The sequence below is a fragment of the Agrobacterium sp. CCNWLW155 genome (assembly GCF_036888815.1).
Lineage (GTDB): Bacteria > Pseudomonadota > Alphaproteobacteria > Rhizobiales > Rhizobiaceae > Agrobacterium > Agrobacterium radiobacter.
On the sequence record NZ_JBAKFW010000004.1, the window covers coordinates 158,713 to 173,320 of the forward strand.

General features: G+C 59.8%; 15 protein-coding genes. All 15 read right to left on the reverse strand.

Going from position 1 to position 14,608, the window contains the following annotated elements:
* Positions 1-129: 129 nt before the first annotated feature.
* On the reverse strand, positions 130-1,482 hold the full coding sequence (gene glmM / locus V6S97_RS15250; RefSeq protein ID WP_003523248.1) for a phosphoglucosamine mutase: 1,353 nt from the start codon (positions 1,480-1,482) through the stop codon (positions 130-132).
* Positions 1,483-1,671: 189 nt separating this feature from the next.
* The gene (ftsH, locus tag V6S97_RS15255) at positions 1,672-3,618 is read right to left on the reverse strand and encodes an ATP-dependent zinc metalloprotease FtsH (protein ID WP_003506249.1); all 1,947 of its coding nucleotides are present in this window, start codon (positions 3,616-3,618) and stop codon (positions 1,672-1,674) included.
* Between the two features lie 154 nt (positions 3,619-3,772).
* A complete protein-coding gene (tilS, locus tag V6S97_RS15260) occupies positions 3,773-5,125 on the reverse strand; it encodes a tRNA lysidine(34) synthetase TilS (protein ID WP_003506248.1) in 1,353 nt (450 codons plus the stop codon).
* Between the two features lie 12 nt (positions 5,126-5,137).
* Positions 5,138-6,157 (reverse strand): tol-pal system protein YbgF, encoded by a 1,020-nt coding sequence (gene ybgF, locus V6S97_RS15265; RefSeq protein ID WP_003506245.1) that lies wholly within the window; start codon positions 6,155-6,157, stop codon positions 5,138-5,140.
* Positions 6,158-6,315: 158 nt separating this feature from the next.
* Complete coding sequence (pal, locus tag V6S97_RS15270) at positions 6,316-6,849, reverse strand: peptidoglycan-associated lipoprotein Pal (protein WP_003506243.1); 534 nt, start codon at positions 6,847-6,849, stop codon at positions 6,316-6,318.
* A gap of 210 nt (positions 6,850-7,059) precedes the next feature.
* Complete coding sequence (tolB, locus tag V6S97_RS15275; RefSeq protein ID WP_003506242.1) at positions 7,060-8,367, reverse strand: Tol-Pal system beta propeller repeat protein TolB; 1,308 nt, start codon at positions 8,365-8,367, stop codon at positions 7,060-7,062.
* Positions 8,368-8,387: 20 nt separating this feature from the next.
* Positions 8,388-9,557 carry a hypothetical protein gene (locus V6S97_RS15280; RefSeq protein ID WP_060723155.1) on the reverse strand — a complete coding sequence of 390 codons (1,170 nt, stop codon included), beginning with the start codon at positions 9,555-9,557 and terminating at the stop codon, positions 8,388-8,390.
* 9 nt (positions 9,558-9,566) lie between these two features.
* The gene (gene tolR, locus V6S97_RS15285; RefSeq protein ID WP_003506238.1) at positions 9,567-10,028 is read right to left on the reverse strand and encodes a protein TolR; all 462 of its coding nucleotides are present in this window, start codon (positions 10,026-10,028) and stop codon (positions 9,567-9,569) included.
* 61 nt (positions 10,029-10,089) lie between these two features.
* Positions 10,090-10,809 (reverse strand): protein TolQ, encoded by a 720-nt coding sequence (tolQ, locus tag V6S97_RS15290; protein WP_003497570.1) that lies wholly within the window; start codon positions 10,807-10,809, stop codon positions 10,090-10,092.
* Between the two features lie 261 nt (positions 10,810-11,070).
* The gene (gene ybgC, locus V6S97_RS15295; protein WP_003506236.1) at positions 11,071-11,511 is read right to left on the reverse strand and encodes a tol-pal system-associated acyl-CoA thioesterase; all 441 of its coding nucleotides are present in this window, start codon (positions 11,509-11,511) and stop codon (positions 11,071-11,073) included.
* On the reverse strand, positions 11,508-12,044 hold the full coding sequence (locus tag V6S97_RS15300) for an NUDIX hydrolase (protein WP_003506234.1): 537 nt from the start codon (positions 12,042-12,044) through the stop codon (positions 11,508-11,510). Before V6S97_RS15300 ends, ybgC begins: the two co-directional genes overlap by 4 nt.
* The gene (locus V6S97_RS15305; RefSeq protein ID WP_003506231.1) at positions 12,041-12,565 is read right to left on the reverse strand and encodes an NUDIX hydrolase; all 525 of its coding nucleotides are present in this window, start codon (positions 12,563-12,565) and stop codon (positions 12,041-12,043) included. The genes V6S97_RS15300 and V6S97_RS15305 overlap by 4 nt, the downstream gene beginning before the upstream one ends.
* The gene (locus tag V6S97_RS15310) at positions 12,562-13,143 is read right to left on the reverse strand and encodes a DinB family protein (protein ID WP_003506229.1); all 582 of its coding nucleotides are present in this window, start codon (positions 13,141-13,143) and stop codon (positions 12,562-12,564) included. The genes V6S97_RS15305 and V6S97_RS15310 overlap by 4 nt, the downstream gene beginning before the upstream one ends.
* A gap of 36 nt (positions 13,144-13,179) precedes the next feature.
* Positions 13,180-13,398, reverse strand: a complete 219-nt coding sequence (locus V6S97_RS15315; protein WP_077998660.1) for a DUF2945 domain-containing protein — start codon at positions 13,396-13,398, stop codon at positions 13,180-13,182.
* 51 nt (positions 13,399-13,449) lie between these two features.
* Positions 13,450-14,490 carry a Holliday junction branch migration DNA helicase RuvB gene (gene ruvB / locus V6S97_RS15320; RefSeq protein ID WP_003506226.1) on the reverse strand — a complete coding sequence of 347 codons (1,041 nt, stop codon included), beginning with the start codon at positions 14,488-14,490 and terminating at the stop codon, positions 13,450-13,452.
* Between the last annotated feature and the right edge of the window lie 118 nt (positions 14,491-14,608).

The following is a 14,608-nucleotide window of genomic DNA, read 5'->3' on the forward strand; positions in this document are numbered from 1 at the left end:
GTCATGGAGATTGACGTAAAATGGTTAAGTCCCGATTAACCACGATCATTCACTATATTTATTAGCAAATACGCAAAGAAAAAGCCGGCTGAGCAGCCGGCTTTGTTAGGGCATTACTGACGCCTCGGCTCACGCGGCCGAGCGAGCATTGGCAATGACGCCGACGAGATCATTGACGATCTGCTCCACCTTCGCGCTGTCATCACCTTCCGCCATGACGCGGATCAGCGGCTCGGTGCCGGAGGGGCGGATGACGAGGCGGCCATTATTGGCCAATGCGCTTTCCGCATCCGCAATCGCCTGCTGCACAACAGGATTTTCCAGCGGCTTGCCGCCGGAGATACGCACGTTCTTCAAAAGCTGCGGCACCGGCTCAAACTTGCGGCAGACTTCGCTGACCGTGAGGCCGGAGCGCTTGACCTTGGCGAGAACCTGCAATGCCGCGACGAGGCCATCGCCCGTCGTGCCATAGTCCGACAGCACGATATGGCCGGACTGTTCACCGCCGACGTTGAAATTGTGGTTGCGCATGTGCTCGACGACATAACGGTCGCCCACCTTGGTGCGGGCAAGAGTGAGGCCCTTGTCGCCGAGGAAGCGTTCCAGCCCGAGATTGGACATGACAGTCGCGACGATGCCGCCGCCGCGCAGCGTGTTGTCGGCAGCCCAGCTATCAGCGATGACAGCCATCAGCTGGTCACCATCGACGATCTCGCCGCGCTCATCGACGATGATGACACGGTCCGCATCGCCGTCGAGAGCAATGCCGATATCAGCCCGTACTTCATGCACCTTCTTCTGCAGAGCTTCCGGATGGGTGGAGCCACATTCGAGATTGATGTTGATGCCGTTCGGCTCATTGCCGATCGTGACGACTTCCGCACCGAGTTCCCAGAGCGCAGCGGGTGCGACCTTGTAGGCAGCACCATTGGCGCAGTCGATCGCGATCCGAAGCCCGCTCAGCGTCACATCGCGCGGCAGGGTGCGTTTGACGAATTCGATATAACGATAGATGTCACCATCCACGCGCTTGGCGCGGCCGATCTCGCTCGGCTTGGCGAGCTGGGCGTAGATATCCTTGTCGAGAAGGTCCTCGATCTCCAGCTCCAGCTCGTCGGAGAGCTTGTATCCGTCAGGTCCGAAAAGCTTGATGCCGTTATCGGAGAAGGGATTGTGCGAAGCCGAGATCATCACGCCGATATCGGCGCGCAGCGACCGGGTCAGCATGGCAACGGCGGGCGTCGGGATGGGGCCGAGCAGGAAGACATCAAGGCCGGCGGCGGTGAAACCGGCAACCAGTGCGTTCTCCAGCATATAGCCGGAAAGCCGCGTATCCTTGCCGATGACCACGCGATGACGATGATGGCCCCGGCGGAAGATCGTTCCAACGGCAATGCCCACACGCATCGCCAGATCAGGCGTCATGGGGAATACGTTCGATTGTCCGCGGATACCATCGGTTCCGAAATAACGGCGTGCCATTTGAACTCCAAATCTTTCGGGCATTCCGGCAAAAGCTGAAAACAGCCGGAAGCGTTTTTGGCTAGATGCCACAAACCACGATAAACAGCACGTAAATTACCGCAAAAATGGCTTATATCTTGTTACCAAAATGAAAAGGCCACCCGGAAACCCGGATGGCCTTTTACAATTTCTAACATGCCCGGACGATCAATGCGGCTGCGGCTCCATGCCGCCTTCGGCCTCACCGTCACCCTTCGCTTCGCTCGGGCCGTCCTTCTTGGCGCCGGCTTTCGGCACCGCCGAACCACGGCTGCCCGGAGAATCGTCACCCAGATCGCGCGCCGGCTTCTCACCCCTCAGCAGCGCCTTGATCTCGTCGCCCGTCAGGGTTTCGTATTCGAGAAGACCCTCGGCAATTGCGACAAAGCCATCGTGGTTATCCGTGAGGATACGCCGTGCCTCGGTATAGGCCTCGTCGATCAGACGTCGGACTTCGGTGTCAATCGTCTGCGCCGTCGCCTCGGAGACGTTCTTCGACTGAGAGACGGAATGGCCGAGGAAGACTTCCTGCTGGTTCTCACCATAGGCCACCTGGCCGAGAGCGTCGGAGAAGCCCCATTGCGTGACCATGGCGCGGGCAAGCTTGGTGGCCTGCTCGATATCCGAAGACGCGCCTGACGTGATGTTCTCCTTGCCGAAGGTCAATTCCTCGGCAACGCGGCCACCCATCATGATGACCAGGCGCGACACCATCCACTTGTAGCTCATGGAATAGCGGTCGCCTTCCGGCAGCTGCATAACCATACCCAGTGCACGGCCGCGCGGAATGATCGTCGCCTTGTGCAACGGATCGGCCACGGCAACCTTCAGCGCGGTGATGGCATGGCCGGCTTCGTGATAGGCCGTCAGCTTCTTTTCGGCCTCGGTCATGGCGGAGGAACGGCGCTCCGCACCCATCATGATCTTGTCCTTGGCGTCTTCGAATTCCTGCATGGTGACCACGCGCTTGTTGCGGCGGGCAGCCATCAGGGCGGCTTCGTTGACGAGGTTCATGAGGTCCGCACCGGAAAAACCGGGAGTGCCGCGGGCCAGAATCTTGAGATCGACATTCGGCGCCAGCGGCACGTTGCGGATATGCACCTTGAGGATGCGCTCGCGGCCAACGATATCAGGGTTCGGCACGACGACCTGACGGTCGAAACGGCCTGGACGCAGAAGTGCGGGGTCAAGAACATCGGGACGGTTGGTGGCAGCGATGAGGATGATGCCTTCATTCGCCTCGAAACCGTCCATCTCGACCAGCAGCTGGTTCAGTGTCTGCTCGCGCTCGTCGTTACCGCCGCCAAGACCGGCGCCGCGATGGCGGCCGACAGCGTCGATTTCGTCGATGAAGATGATGCAGGGTGCATTCTTCTTAGCCTGCTCGAACATGTCACGCACGCGGCTTGCGCCGACGCCGACGAACATTTCCACGAAGTCCGAACCGGAAATGGTGAAGAACGGCACATTGGCTTCGCCGGCGACGGAACGCGCCAGAAGCGTCTTACCGGTACCCGGAGGGCCAACAAGCAGCACGCCGCGCGGAATCTTGCCGCCGAGGCGCTGGAACTTCTGCGGGTCGCGCAGGAATTCCACGATTTCCTCGAGGTCCTGCTTGGCTTCGTCCACACCTGCGACGTCATCAAACGTCACGCGGCCATGCGCTTCCGTCAGAAGCTTGGCCTTGGACTTGCCAAAGCCCATCGCGCCACGGGAACCGCCCTGCATCTGCCGCATGAAGAACAGCCAGACGCCGAGAATGAGGAACATCGGCAGAAGCGTGCCGAGATAGCTCAGAAAACCGGAGGAACCATCGCTTTCGGGACGCGCGACGATGGTGACGTTCTTGCTCTGCAAGCGCTCCATCAGGCTGTCGTCGATGACGGGGGAATAGGTCTGAAAGGCCGTGCCGTTTTCGGTATAGGTTCCGAGAACCCGGTTACCGGTGACGGTCACGTCGCGAACTCGCCCGGAATCCACATCGCGAAGAAACTGGGAGTACGGGATTTCCCGCGAGCCCGTTTGCGTCGGCGAGGTCTGGAACATGCTGAACAGCGCGATCAGCAAGAGGGCGATCACGGCCCACAAGGCGAAATTTCTGAAATTTGGGTTCATCGAACTCCCCGAACTCACACGGGCATATCTGCTGCCCGCTATTATGTGCCCCTAACATAAGGACGACATCCGCCGTTGCCAAGGCAAAGCGCGTTATCTGATGCGTTTTGGTGTAAAAACTCTTCCATGGCAATTCACGAAAAAGAGGCCGGATTTAAACCGGTGGCTGTGGATAGGCCGTCCGTCCGAATAAATTGGCGATTGCATTTGCCAACTCAAGGTCGAAGCGCGGCAGGAAAAGATCGAAAGGTGCAAGCCTCGGCGTGATGGTGACGGCCTGCGGCATGGAAACCTCCCCTTCGGCCGCTGCGGCAATTTGCGGCAGACCCGCCATCGCCGGTTTTGTCACCCCTGATGGCACCGACGGAAAATGCGCGGCCATTTCCACGGCATCACCAACCCTGCCCGCTTTGACAAGGATTGGAAAAGCCGATCCATTCTTCACAAGGAAACGATCGTCCCACAGCCCTTGCTGATGCGCGCCGACATGAAGCTCCGGCAGGTTTCGCTGCTCGCGCAACAAATAAAGCCCATCCCGCCGCCGATCGAGAAGAACACGGCCGACTGTCATTCGTCCGTTTTCACCCGTTTTGAGAAACCGCAAAACGCGCTCCATGCCGCTTGCGGCCGGAAAATATGCCCTTCCGCCAAGGATGGCGATCAGCGCCGCCAACCCGTGCCGGAACTCGGGAAGATCGGGATTGACGGCATCGTCGGCCAGTCTGGCGAGAGCAGCATGGAAAATCTGCGTGTGATCGCGCAGGAAAACGGCTGTTTTGTCGGAAAGCGCCCGTCTTTTGAAAGAGACCTCCGCATCGATCAACGCGGGGGAGACGGGAAGCGCCTGCCGAACACGCACCCGCTCATATCTGATATTTTCATTGCTCGGATCGTCAAGCCACCCGCGCTCGCGGGACGATACATAGTCACGGATCGCCTGCCTCTCACACATCAGGAACGGCCGCATGACCCAGTAGCGGCTATCGTATAAAACCGCGTCCGCCATGCCGGATAGACCGAGATTATTACTGCCGCCGTTGCGGGCGGCGCGCATCGCCACGGTTTCACGCTGGTCGCCGATTGTATGCCCCGTCACGACAAGATCGGCGCCAGTCTCAAGGGCGACCTCGGCAATCAGGCGGTAGCGGGCAAGTCGGGAGGCTTCGGAAAGGCCGGAGGCCGGTTTGGCACCATCCCACCGGCGGGTAACGTGGGGGATGCCAAGTTCGGCGCAGAGCATGGCGACCTTGCACGCCTCATCGGCGGATTCCGCTCTCAGCGCATGGTCGACCGTGACGGCGGAAAGCCGCAAACGGTCCTTACCCACTCCCGCCGTTGCCTCATGCAATGCCAGCAACAGGCCGGTGGAATCACTGCCGCCGGAGATTGCGACGAGGATATGGGCGGGGTTTTGTAGATTTCCGACAAAAAACTGTGCCGCCGCGAGCGGCGCAACTGTCTTTTCATTCGGAGTGCGGGCATCAACCGGCATGGAAATACCCGCCATGGCAGGGGAAAATCAGCAGCTCAGCCGTTTCTGTTCGCTGGCGACCTTGGTCAGCACGGTCTTCGAAGCATTGGGATAGCGCTTCGGCACCTCGCGCAGCGTGGCGCAGGCGGTTTCAGTATTGTCGAGAGCGGCAAGTGACATGCCGAGCTTCATCAGCATTTCCGGCGCTTTCGGAGACTTGCCATAGGCCTGATGGCCGTTCAGGAAGGTCTTGGCGGCCTCGTTGAACTTGCCCTGGGAATATTGCGCCTCGCCCAGCCAGAAGCTCGCATCGGCGGCCTTGGTGCCTTTGGGGTAACCCTGCAGATATTGCTGGAAACCCTGTTCCGCCAGCTTGTAGTCACCGGAAAGGACATGGCCGTAGGCGGCCTGATAGATGTCGCCTTCGCTGGTCAGCGCCGCCGTGTTGACAGGATCGGTCTTGCGGGCGCTGTTGCCGGTGGTCACACCGGGAAGGTTGCCGGAGGAATTACTGGCGCCGGAATTGAGCGTGCCGCCAATCGGCATTCCCTTGGAATCAAGCTCGATCGAGCCGAGCGTCGTCTCTCCCGGTGCGCCTGTCGGAGCACTGGAGGGAGCAGAGGGAGAAACGGAAGCGCCACCCTCGGGTGGCGTTTCGATGATCGTTGCAACGTCGTCGGTCGGCGGCGAGGCCGGATTGACCGGACTGGCTTCCGCCTTCTTTTTCGGTGCAGCGGTCGGGCTTGCACCCTTGCCGCCGGCATTGCCGCCTTCCAGTTCCTGGAAGCGGAACTCGTTGTCTTCCTGCGCCTTGCGGATCGTTTCCTGCATCTGCAGAAGCTGGAAGCTCATTTCTTCGATACGGCCATTGAGCTGCCGGATCTGTTCTTCAAGCTGCTGAACCCGATAGGCTTCATTGGCCTGAACCCGGACGACCGGGAGCTGCTGTTGAGAGTTGATCGTGCCGAAACTACCCCCCGCACCGAACAGCGGACCCGAAACGGCTGCGCCGCTCAAGCCGGTGCAGGCTGCAAGCCCCAGCATTCCCGCCACGACAAGTTTCTTCATCTCATTCGTCCTGCCTTAACTGATTTGCACCGGAATGGCGCAAGCCGGATTTTTTCCATATCAACCGAAAAAGCAACTTAACTTCGGCCAAACTATGAAAAAAACAAAAGGCGGCCCGAAGACCGCCTCCCATTCAAGATCACAATAACGTCAGGCAATCACATGCCCGCGCCACCGAGAACCGTCACGGCGCGGCGGTTCTGCGACCAGCAGGAAATGTCGTCGCAAACCGCGACCGGCTTTTCCTTGCCGTAGGAGATCGTCTTCATGCGGTTTGCCGGAACGCCCTGGGAAGCCAGGAAGTCGCGGGTTGCAGCCGCACGACGGGCGCCGAGCGCAAGGTTGTATTCACGCGTACCGCGTTCGTCGGCATGGCCTTCAACGGTGATGGCGTAGTTCGGATAACGGGCGAGCCACTGGGCCTGGCGCTGCAGGGTCTGCTGGGCGTCGGCGCGGATCGAGGTGGAGTCAGTGTCGAAGAAGATGCGGTCGCCGACATTGACCGTGAAGTCCTGCTGGGAGCCCGGCGTTGCGGAGCCCGCGCCACCAAGGCCGAGTTCACCGGCGCTGTTCGGCATGTTCTTCTTGTTCGCGCAGCCTGCGAGAGCAAGCGCGAGCGTCATGGCGATGACAGCCGGGTTACGGGCCAGTTTCTGCATGGGGCTGAGTGCCGAAATGTGTGTACGGCTCATCGCCGGTCTCTCCTTAGGATTTCAATAACGTTTCCGGACACTAACTGATCGCGGTTAATAGCCGGCAAACGCTTATGGTTAACAGAAAGAAAATGTCCCAGTTTTTTGCTCCCTCACAACACTTTGCGGCAAGAAAGAGGCACACTTCCCCATGGTATCAGGTAAAACATGATGGCGCCGGTTCATGCTGGCGCCATCATGACAGTCATATCAGTCCAGAAGCGGCGACCATGCCGGATCCGAAGCGAAGGTCGGCGTCTTGATGAGCTGTTCGTTATATCCCGTCAGGTCGATCGAATAGAGCTGCGGACCACCGGCACCGGCGTTCTGGCGGAAGAACATCAGCACGCGGCCGTTCGGCGCCCAGGTCGGGCCTTCATTGTGGAACCCGCTGGTCAGAATGCGCTCGCCCGAACCGTCGGTCTTCATCACGCCGATCGAGAACTTGCCGCCCGACTGCTTGGTGAAGGCGATCAGATCGCCGCGCGGGGACCAGACCGGCGTGGAATAGGAACCATCACCGAAGGAGACGCGCTGCTGGCCGGAACCATCGGCATTCATGACGTAGATCTGCTGGCGGCCGCCGCGGTCGCTTTCGAAGGCGACACGCTGACCATCAGGCGAATAGGACGGCGCCGTATCGATCGCCGACGTATTGGTCAGCCGCGTCGTGGTGCGCGAGCGCAGGTCCATGGTGTAGATATTGGCATTGCCATCCTGCTGCAGGCTCATGATGACCTTCTGGCCATCAGGAGAGAAGCGCGGCGAGAACGTCATGCCGGGGAAGTTGCCGACCACTTCGCGCTGTCCGGTTTCCAGCTGCAGCAGGTAAACGCGCGGCTGCTGGCCTTCGAAGGACATGTAGGTCACTTCCTGACGGTTCGGCGAAAAACGCGGCGTCAGAACGATGTCGTTCGAGTTGGTAAGATTGCGGACGTTGAAGCCGTCCTGATCCATGATCGAGAGCTGGCGCTTGCGGGCGGTTTTCGGGCCGCTTTCGGAGACGAAAACGACGCGGGTGTCGAAGTAACCCTTTTCACCGGTGACACGCTCATAGATCGCGTCGGCGATGATGTGGGCGACACGGCGCCAGTTTTCCGGCTGCGTGAAGAACTGCTGGCCGGTCATCTGCTGGCCTGCGAAAGTATCCCACAGGCGGAACTCGGCGCGCAGGCGGCCATCGCTTTCACGCGTGACACGGCCGGTCACGAGCGCCTGGGCGTTGATGACCTTCCAGTCCTCGAAACGCGGCTGCTGATCCGGATTGCTGATCTTTTCGATGAAGGCGTTCTTGTTGACCGGCGCGAAGAGGCCGGAACGCTGCAGGTCGGCGGCGATGACCGCGGAAACCTGCGCACCGATACCATCGCTCGACATGAAGTCGGTGATGGCGATAGGCAGCGGCTCGACATTGCCCTTGTTGATGTTGATTTCCACCCGCGCAAAAGCCGGTGCGGAGAAAACCGACATGAGGGCCGCGACAGCGAGCACCAGCCGGATCGGCGAAAATATCTTCATGTTGCCAGGCCTTTCAGCATTCATAGCAATTCACTGGGATCGAAGTTCACGACGACTTCGTTCCATGCGTCATATTTGTCGGCAGGAAGGTTCGTGAACGGAGCAGAACGCATGATGGCGCGATAGGCTCCGCCGGAAAGAGCACGGCGCGTTCCTTCCGAACCGCCGGTTGCCTCGATCTCGGGCCGACCGATGATGGTTCCATCACGGTCAAGCTTCATGGTGACCCGGACGCGAACGTCCGAGGCATCCGCCATGCCGGGAATGATCTGCCAGTTTTTCTGGATTGCGCCGCGCAGCGCATCCATTTCCGTCTGGCTGAGTGTAGAGCCGCCGGTCGATTTCTTGCCGCCAAGGGCCGCCTGCTGGGTGGAGCGCTTGGCGCCGCCGCCGGAAGGCGCCTGCTTGTTCAAAAGCGCTGCAACATCGTCAGCGTTGAAATCGCTTTCCTTCGAAGAGGCGGATTTTGCAGTCTCCTGCTTCTTCTCGCCCGGCTTCTTGTCGGAAGGCTTATCGGTGGATTTCGCCTGATCGGGCTTGGTCTCGGCCGGTTTTTCCGCGGGCTTCTGCTCGGCGGGCTTGGTCTCGGCCTGCTTCGGCTCCTCCGGCTTCGGCGGCTCCGGGCGGGAATTCGGACGCGGCACGTTCTGCGGCACGGGAATTTCGGCCGGCTCCTGCGTTGCCGGCGGCGGCTCTTCGGCCTTGGTTTCCTGCGGCGGCGGTTCCGTCTTCGGCTGCGGCGCGATTTCAGGCTTGGTCTGCGGCAAGGCGGCCATTTCCTGCGGCTTGGGAGCCGAGGTTTCTTCCTTGACGATTTCCTTCACCTCGTTCGCCTTGGTATCGACGACCGGCTGCGGCTTCTCCTGCTTGGGCGGAGCCGCCGCGCTAATATTGTCGTTAGGCTTGGTGGTAGGCGTCGGGGGCGCGTCAAGATCGGCCGTGTTGTTGCCGACATTCTGGGCGTTCTCGATGATGTCAGGACGTGTGGTCGGAACAGGAGCGGACTTTTCGGCCTTCGGTGCCTTCTTGTCACCCTGCTGGATCTGGGTCAATTCCTCGATCGGCACCAGCTCGACAGGCAGGGCCTCGGCCTGCGACACGTCAAGCGGTTCCGGCGAGCCCAGGGAAACGAGGGCGAAAGCCAGAAGCGACGCGTGCACGATCGCGGATGTGGTAAGGCTGCCCTTCATCGTTTTACGTCAATTGTCCTGTTTCTGCTGGGTCACGAGGCCGATATTCTTGAAGCCTGCCGCCTGGATACGCGCCATCACGTCGGCAACGACGCCATAGGCGGCAACGGAATCCGCACGCACGAAGATGCGTTCGTTATAACCAGTCGTGGCGATCGCCTGCAGCTTGTCGGCCACTTCGGCCGCCTGAATTTCCGTTTCCTGCAGATGGATCTGGCCATTGGCATTAACGGAAATGGTGATCGGCTGCGTGTCCGAGTTCAACGCATTGGCGGAGGTCTGCGGCAGGTCGATCGGCACGCCGACAGTCATCATCGGCGCCGCCACCATGAAGATGATGAGCAGCACGAGCATGACGTCGACCAGCGGCGTGACGTTGATCTCGCTGATCGCGCCGCCTTTGCGTCGTCCGCCGCGCCCACCCCGGCGTCCACCGGAACCACCGCCGCTGCCACCTGCTGACATACCCATATCATCTACTCCATTTTGCCTTGCGGCAAATTACTGCACAGCATGCACAGCATGCGGCCGCTTACTGGGCGGCCTGCCGCGTCTGAAGTTTTTCATCGATCTGGCGCGACAGGATCGCGGAGAACTCGTCGGCAAAACCTTCCATGCGGGCGGAAAGCTTGTGCGCGTCGGCCGTGAACTTGTTGTAGGCGATAACTGCCGGAATAGCCGCGACAAGGCCGATGGCCGTTGCCAGAAGCGCTTCAGCGATACCCGGCGCCACGACCGCAAGGTTGGTGGACTTCGAACCGGCAATCGCCTGGAACGAGGTCATGATACCAACAACCGTACCGAAGAGACCGATGAAGGGACCAGCCGAACCGATGGTGGCGAGCGAACCAAGGCGCGCCTCGTATTGTTCGCCTTCACGCGCGATCGTCACATCCATCGCCCGGTCGATACGCATCTGCAGACCAATGGGCGAACGCGCGCCGCGCTCGAATGATTTTTTCCATTCCCGCATGGCGGAAACGAAAATTGCCGCAAGACCGCCATTCTGGCGTTCCGCCAGCGTGCGATAAAGCTCCTCGAGCGACTGGCCCGACCAGAAGACCTGTTCGAACTGGTCGAACTGGCGCTTTGCCTTGCCGAAGCTCACATATTTGTCGAAGACGATCGCCCACGTCCAGACCGAGGCGGCGATAAGTCCGATCATCACGAGCTTCACGATGAGGCCCGCCTGCATAAACAGCGCCCAGAGACTTACATCGTGCGTCGCCGCTGCCAAACCTGCCTGTTCCATAAATATCCAATCCCCGAATCCAAACGCCCGGTACGGGACCGGGCGATTCAAACGCGTGTTAACGCTCGAAGTCCTGCAGCCGCAGCCGCCAACCCCTTAGCCATACCCCGATACTTGCCAGTAAGCCTTACTTGCCAATAAATTTGGTGAAAGGAAGGCGTGCGCCGCACAAATGCCAGTTGCTAAAGTAAGACACCATTATGGTTAAAGGAGTGTTACAGCCGGGCCACGCCGGATGGATTTACTGGACGGAGCCGTCAATTACTTCAGGAATTTTTCGGCAACCGCCTCCGGAAGACGCCTCGGGCGGCCATTGGCATTGATGACGGCGATGATGACCTTGGCGGCGACCAGCAGGGTTTCGCCCCGCCGGATTTCCTGATTGAGCACCATTTTCGCGCCGCCGGCCTTTTCGGTGATGGTCGTGATCGTCAACACGTCATCCATCCGCGCCGGGCTTTTGAAATCGATCTCCATGCGATGCACGACGAAGACCAGCCCCTCCTCATCGGCGGTCAAAAGCGCGCTTTGTTCGCAGCCGAGGCAACGCAGGTAATCGGTGCGGCCGCGCTCGAGAAAATGCAGATAACGGGCGTGGTAAACGAGGCCGGAGAAATCCGTATCCTCATAATAGACCCGTTGCGTCAGGCGGTGGCCATGTTCGATCAGTTCACCCGAAAGCGAAACCACAAGCTCGCTCATACTATCTCCTTGAGAATTTCGGCAGCATCGGAACGACCTTCGCGGATGATAAGATGCTCATGCCGTTGAGGCAGCGCCTCGATACGCTCCGCGATGAAACGGGGCCTCAGATCGCTCTTCAAAAGCGCTGATGGCTGCGCGCGCAGCCAGCGGAACTCCACCTCGACGCCATCCAGCACCCGATGCACGATATCGTTTTCATGGAACGGCAGAGGCTGGCGAAGCGAAATAAGATAATAAAATCCCAGCTCATGCGCCGCATAATCGTCATAGGCGAAAAAATTTTCGGCCGACCAGAGGAGACGCTCGACCGAGCAATCCCGGTCAAGCTCCTCGCCGATCTCGCGGATGATGGTTTCCTCGGAGCTTTCGCCGATTTCGGCACGGCCGCCGGGCAAGGCCCAGTAGCTGTCCTTCGTGCCGCGCTGGACCAGAAGATGCTCATTCTGCAAGATCAGCGCCGCAACCCGCATGCTGAAAAGCTGCGGTTTCCGGTCCAGCCGGATCATGTGGCGTTCAGGCGCAGAGATCATTTATCGTCCAGATCGCCGTCATGCCAGACGAGGTGTCGTGTGGTCTTCGGCAGGTGTTCTATTTCGTCGGCGATGAAATAGGGCGGAATATCAAGCTCCGTCAATGCCTGCCGGGTTGCCGCAACCCAGCGGAACTCCAGTTCGTTATCGCCGTCCTGAACGCGGTGAATGATGTCAGTCGGATGAAAGGCCAGCGTTTCCGGCAGGTCCATCAGGTAATAAAACCCGAGTTCGTGCCAGTCCTTGCCCTCGTAGTGGAAAAAATTCTCGACCGCCCAGAGAAGACGTCCCACCTTGGCTTCAACGCCAAGCTCCTCGACCATTTCACGCGCCAGCGTTTCTTCGGAGCGTTCGCCCATTTCGGCACGGCCGCCCGGAAAGGTCCAGAATTTTTCATGCGACGCCCGGTGCACCAGCACATGGCCATCACGAAACGCCAGTCCCGCGACACGCATCTGGAAAATGCGCTTCGGCTTGAACTTGATGCGGATGCGGGTGTCCTGCTTGGTATCGTGTGTCATGGTGCTGGCCTGCGGGCTGGAAACATCAAATCGGTTTCCGTCCACCCTAACGCATCCATCTCGTCTTTTCTCGTCTTTGCATCATCTCCCACAATGAATTCATCCAGTTGCGGCGGCTTGACCGTGGTCCCTGATAACATCGCATGCGCCTGCCCGCGATGATGCGTCTGGTGCTGGAAGAGATGGGACAGAACATCGTCGCAGCGATCCCGCTGGATACGCCTGCCGCGGTGAATATTGACGTCGGCCGCAAGGCCGTCTTCGTCCAAACCATCGACAAATGCGATCAGCGCCTCGTCAAGCTCCATCTGAGCGGCTCGCAGATCCGACATGGTGGCGAAGGGCTCCTCTTCGGCAAAAGCGGCAAGGCCGAGCGTGCCGCCCTGGAGGGCATCGATATAAAACCGGTCGACGGTGTAGATGTGGTTCAGCGTCGCCCTGAGCGTGGGAAAGAAACTGACACGGGAAGCGACAAACGCCTCCTGCGAAAGCTGAAGACAGGCCTGATGCAGCCGGAAATTGGCCAGCCGGTTGTTGCGCGCGAGTTTGCGGAAAACCCGCAGCGGATCGTAAGGCATGAGGGTACCTCCCTTGACGCCAGAGGACGGCGTCGTTCAATCGACGTGTTCCAGCTCCGATCTGCTTTTCAGAACCTTCGCACCGTCTTCCTGTTCGATCAGATAGGCAGGCTCCTGCCTGCTCGCTTTCCGTTTTATTCTGGAGCCGGCAATGGTGCGTTCGACATCGTCAGTGAAAGTCTCGACGATTTTACCTTCACCGGTGCCACTGCCCCAGTTCCACCGGACCTTGGTACCCTTTCGATATCCAGACATGACCATCTCCGTGCCAAAGACGATCAAAGCCGGCAAGCCGGGATTGTTCCTTCAATCATCCTCAAGCGTCAGACGGAACTGCGCCGCCTCGATATCCTTGGGCGGCTGCATGCCCAGATGTTTCCAGGCTGTTGCAGTCAGAATGCGCCCGCGCGGTGTGCGCTGGATGAAACCCTGCTGGATCATATAGGGCTCGATGATGTCCTCGATCGCATCGCGCGGCTCCGAGAGGCCGGCGGCGATGGTTTCGATGCCAACCGGGCCGCCGCCGAAATTGACGGCGATCATGGTGAGATAACGCATGTCGAGCTGGTCGAGACCCATTTTGTCGACCAGCAGCCGCGTCAAAGCCTCGTCGGCGATCTCACGGGTGACGGCTTCCGCCCGCGCCACCTCGGCGAAATCGCGCACACGGCGCAACAGCCGCCCGGCGATACGCGGCGTGCCGCGCGCGCGCCTTGCCACCTCACGCGCGCCCTCATCGGTCATATTCAGCCCCATCAGCCGCGCGCCGCGCCGGACGATCAGTTCCAGCTCGTCAACGGTGTAGAAAGCCAACCGGACGGGAATGCCGAAACGATCGCGCAGCGGTGTCGTCAAGAGGCCGAGGCGGGTGGTGGCGGCAACGAGGGTGAATTTGGAAAGATCGATCTTCACCGAGCGCGCCGCCGGCCCCTCGCCGATGATGAGATCGAGCTGGAAATCCTCCATGGCAGGATAAAGGATTTCTTCCACTGCCGGATTGAGGCGGTGGATTTCATCGATGAAGAGCACATCGCGCTCTTCCAGATTGGTGAGAAGTGCGGCGAGATCACCCGCCTTGGCGATGACAGGCCCGGAAGTGGATTTGAAGTTGACGCCAAGTTCCTTGGCCATGATCTGCGCCAGCGTGGTCTTGCCGAGGCCGGGCGGGCCGACGAACAGCACATGATCCAGCGCCTCGCCGCGGTTCTTGGCGGCCTCGATGAACACCTTGAGATTGGCACGGGCCTCCGCCTGGCCGGTAAAATCATCCAGCGACTGCGGGCGCAGCGTGGTGTCGATATCCTCGCCACGCTTTTCCGGGGTAATCAGTCTCTCCGCATCGCTCATTCAGGGCATTCCATTGTTCTAACCGAATTCATCAGGTGGTCGCCGCCCCTATATCACGACTATCGCATCAACGCGCTTCACGAAATTCAGGATAACCGGGGCTCCACGTCCGCATGCC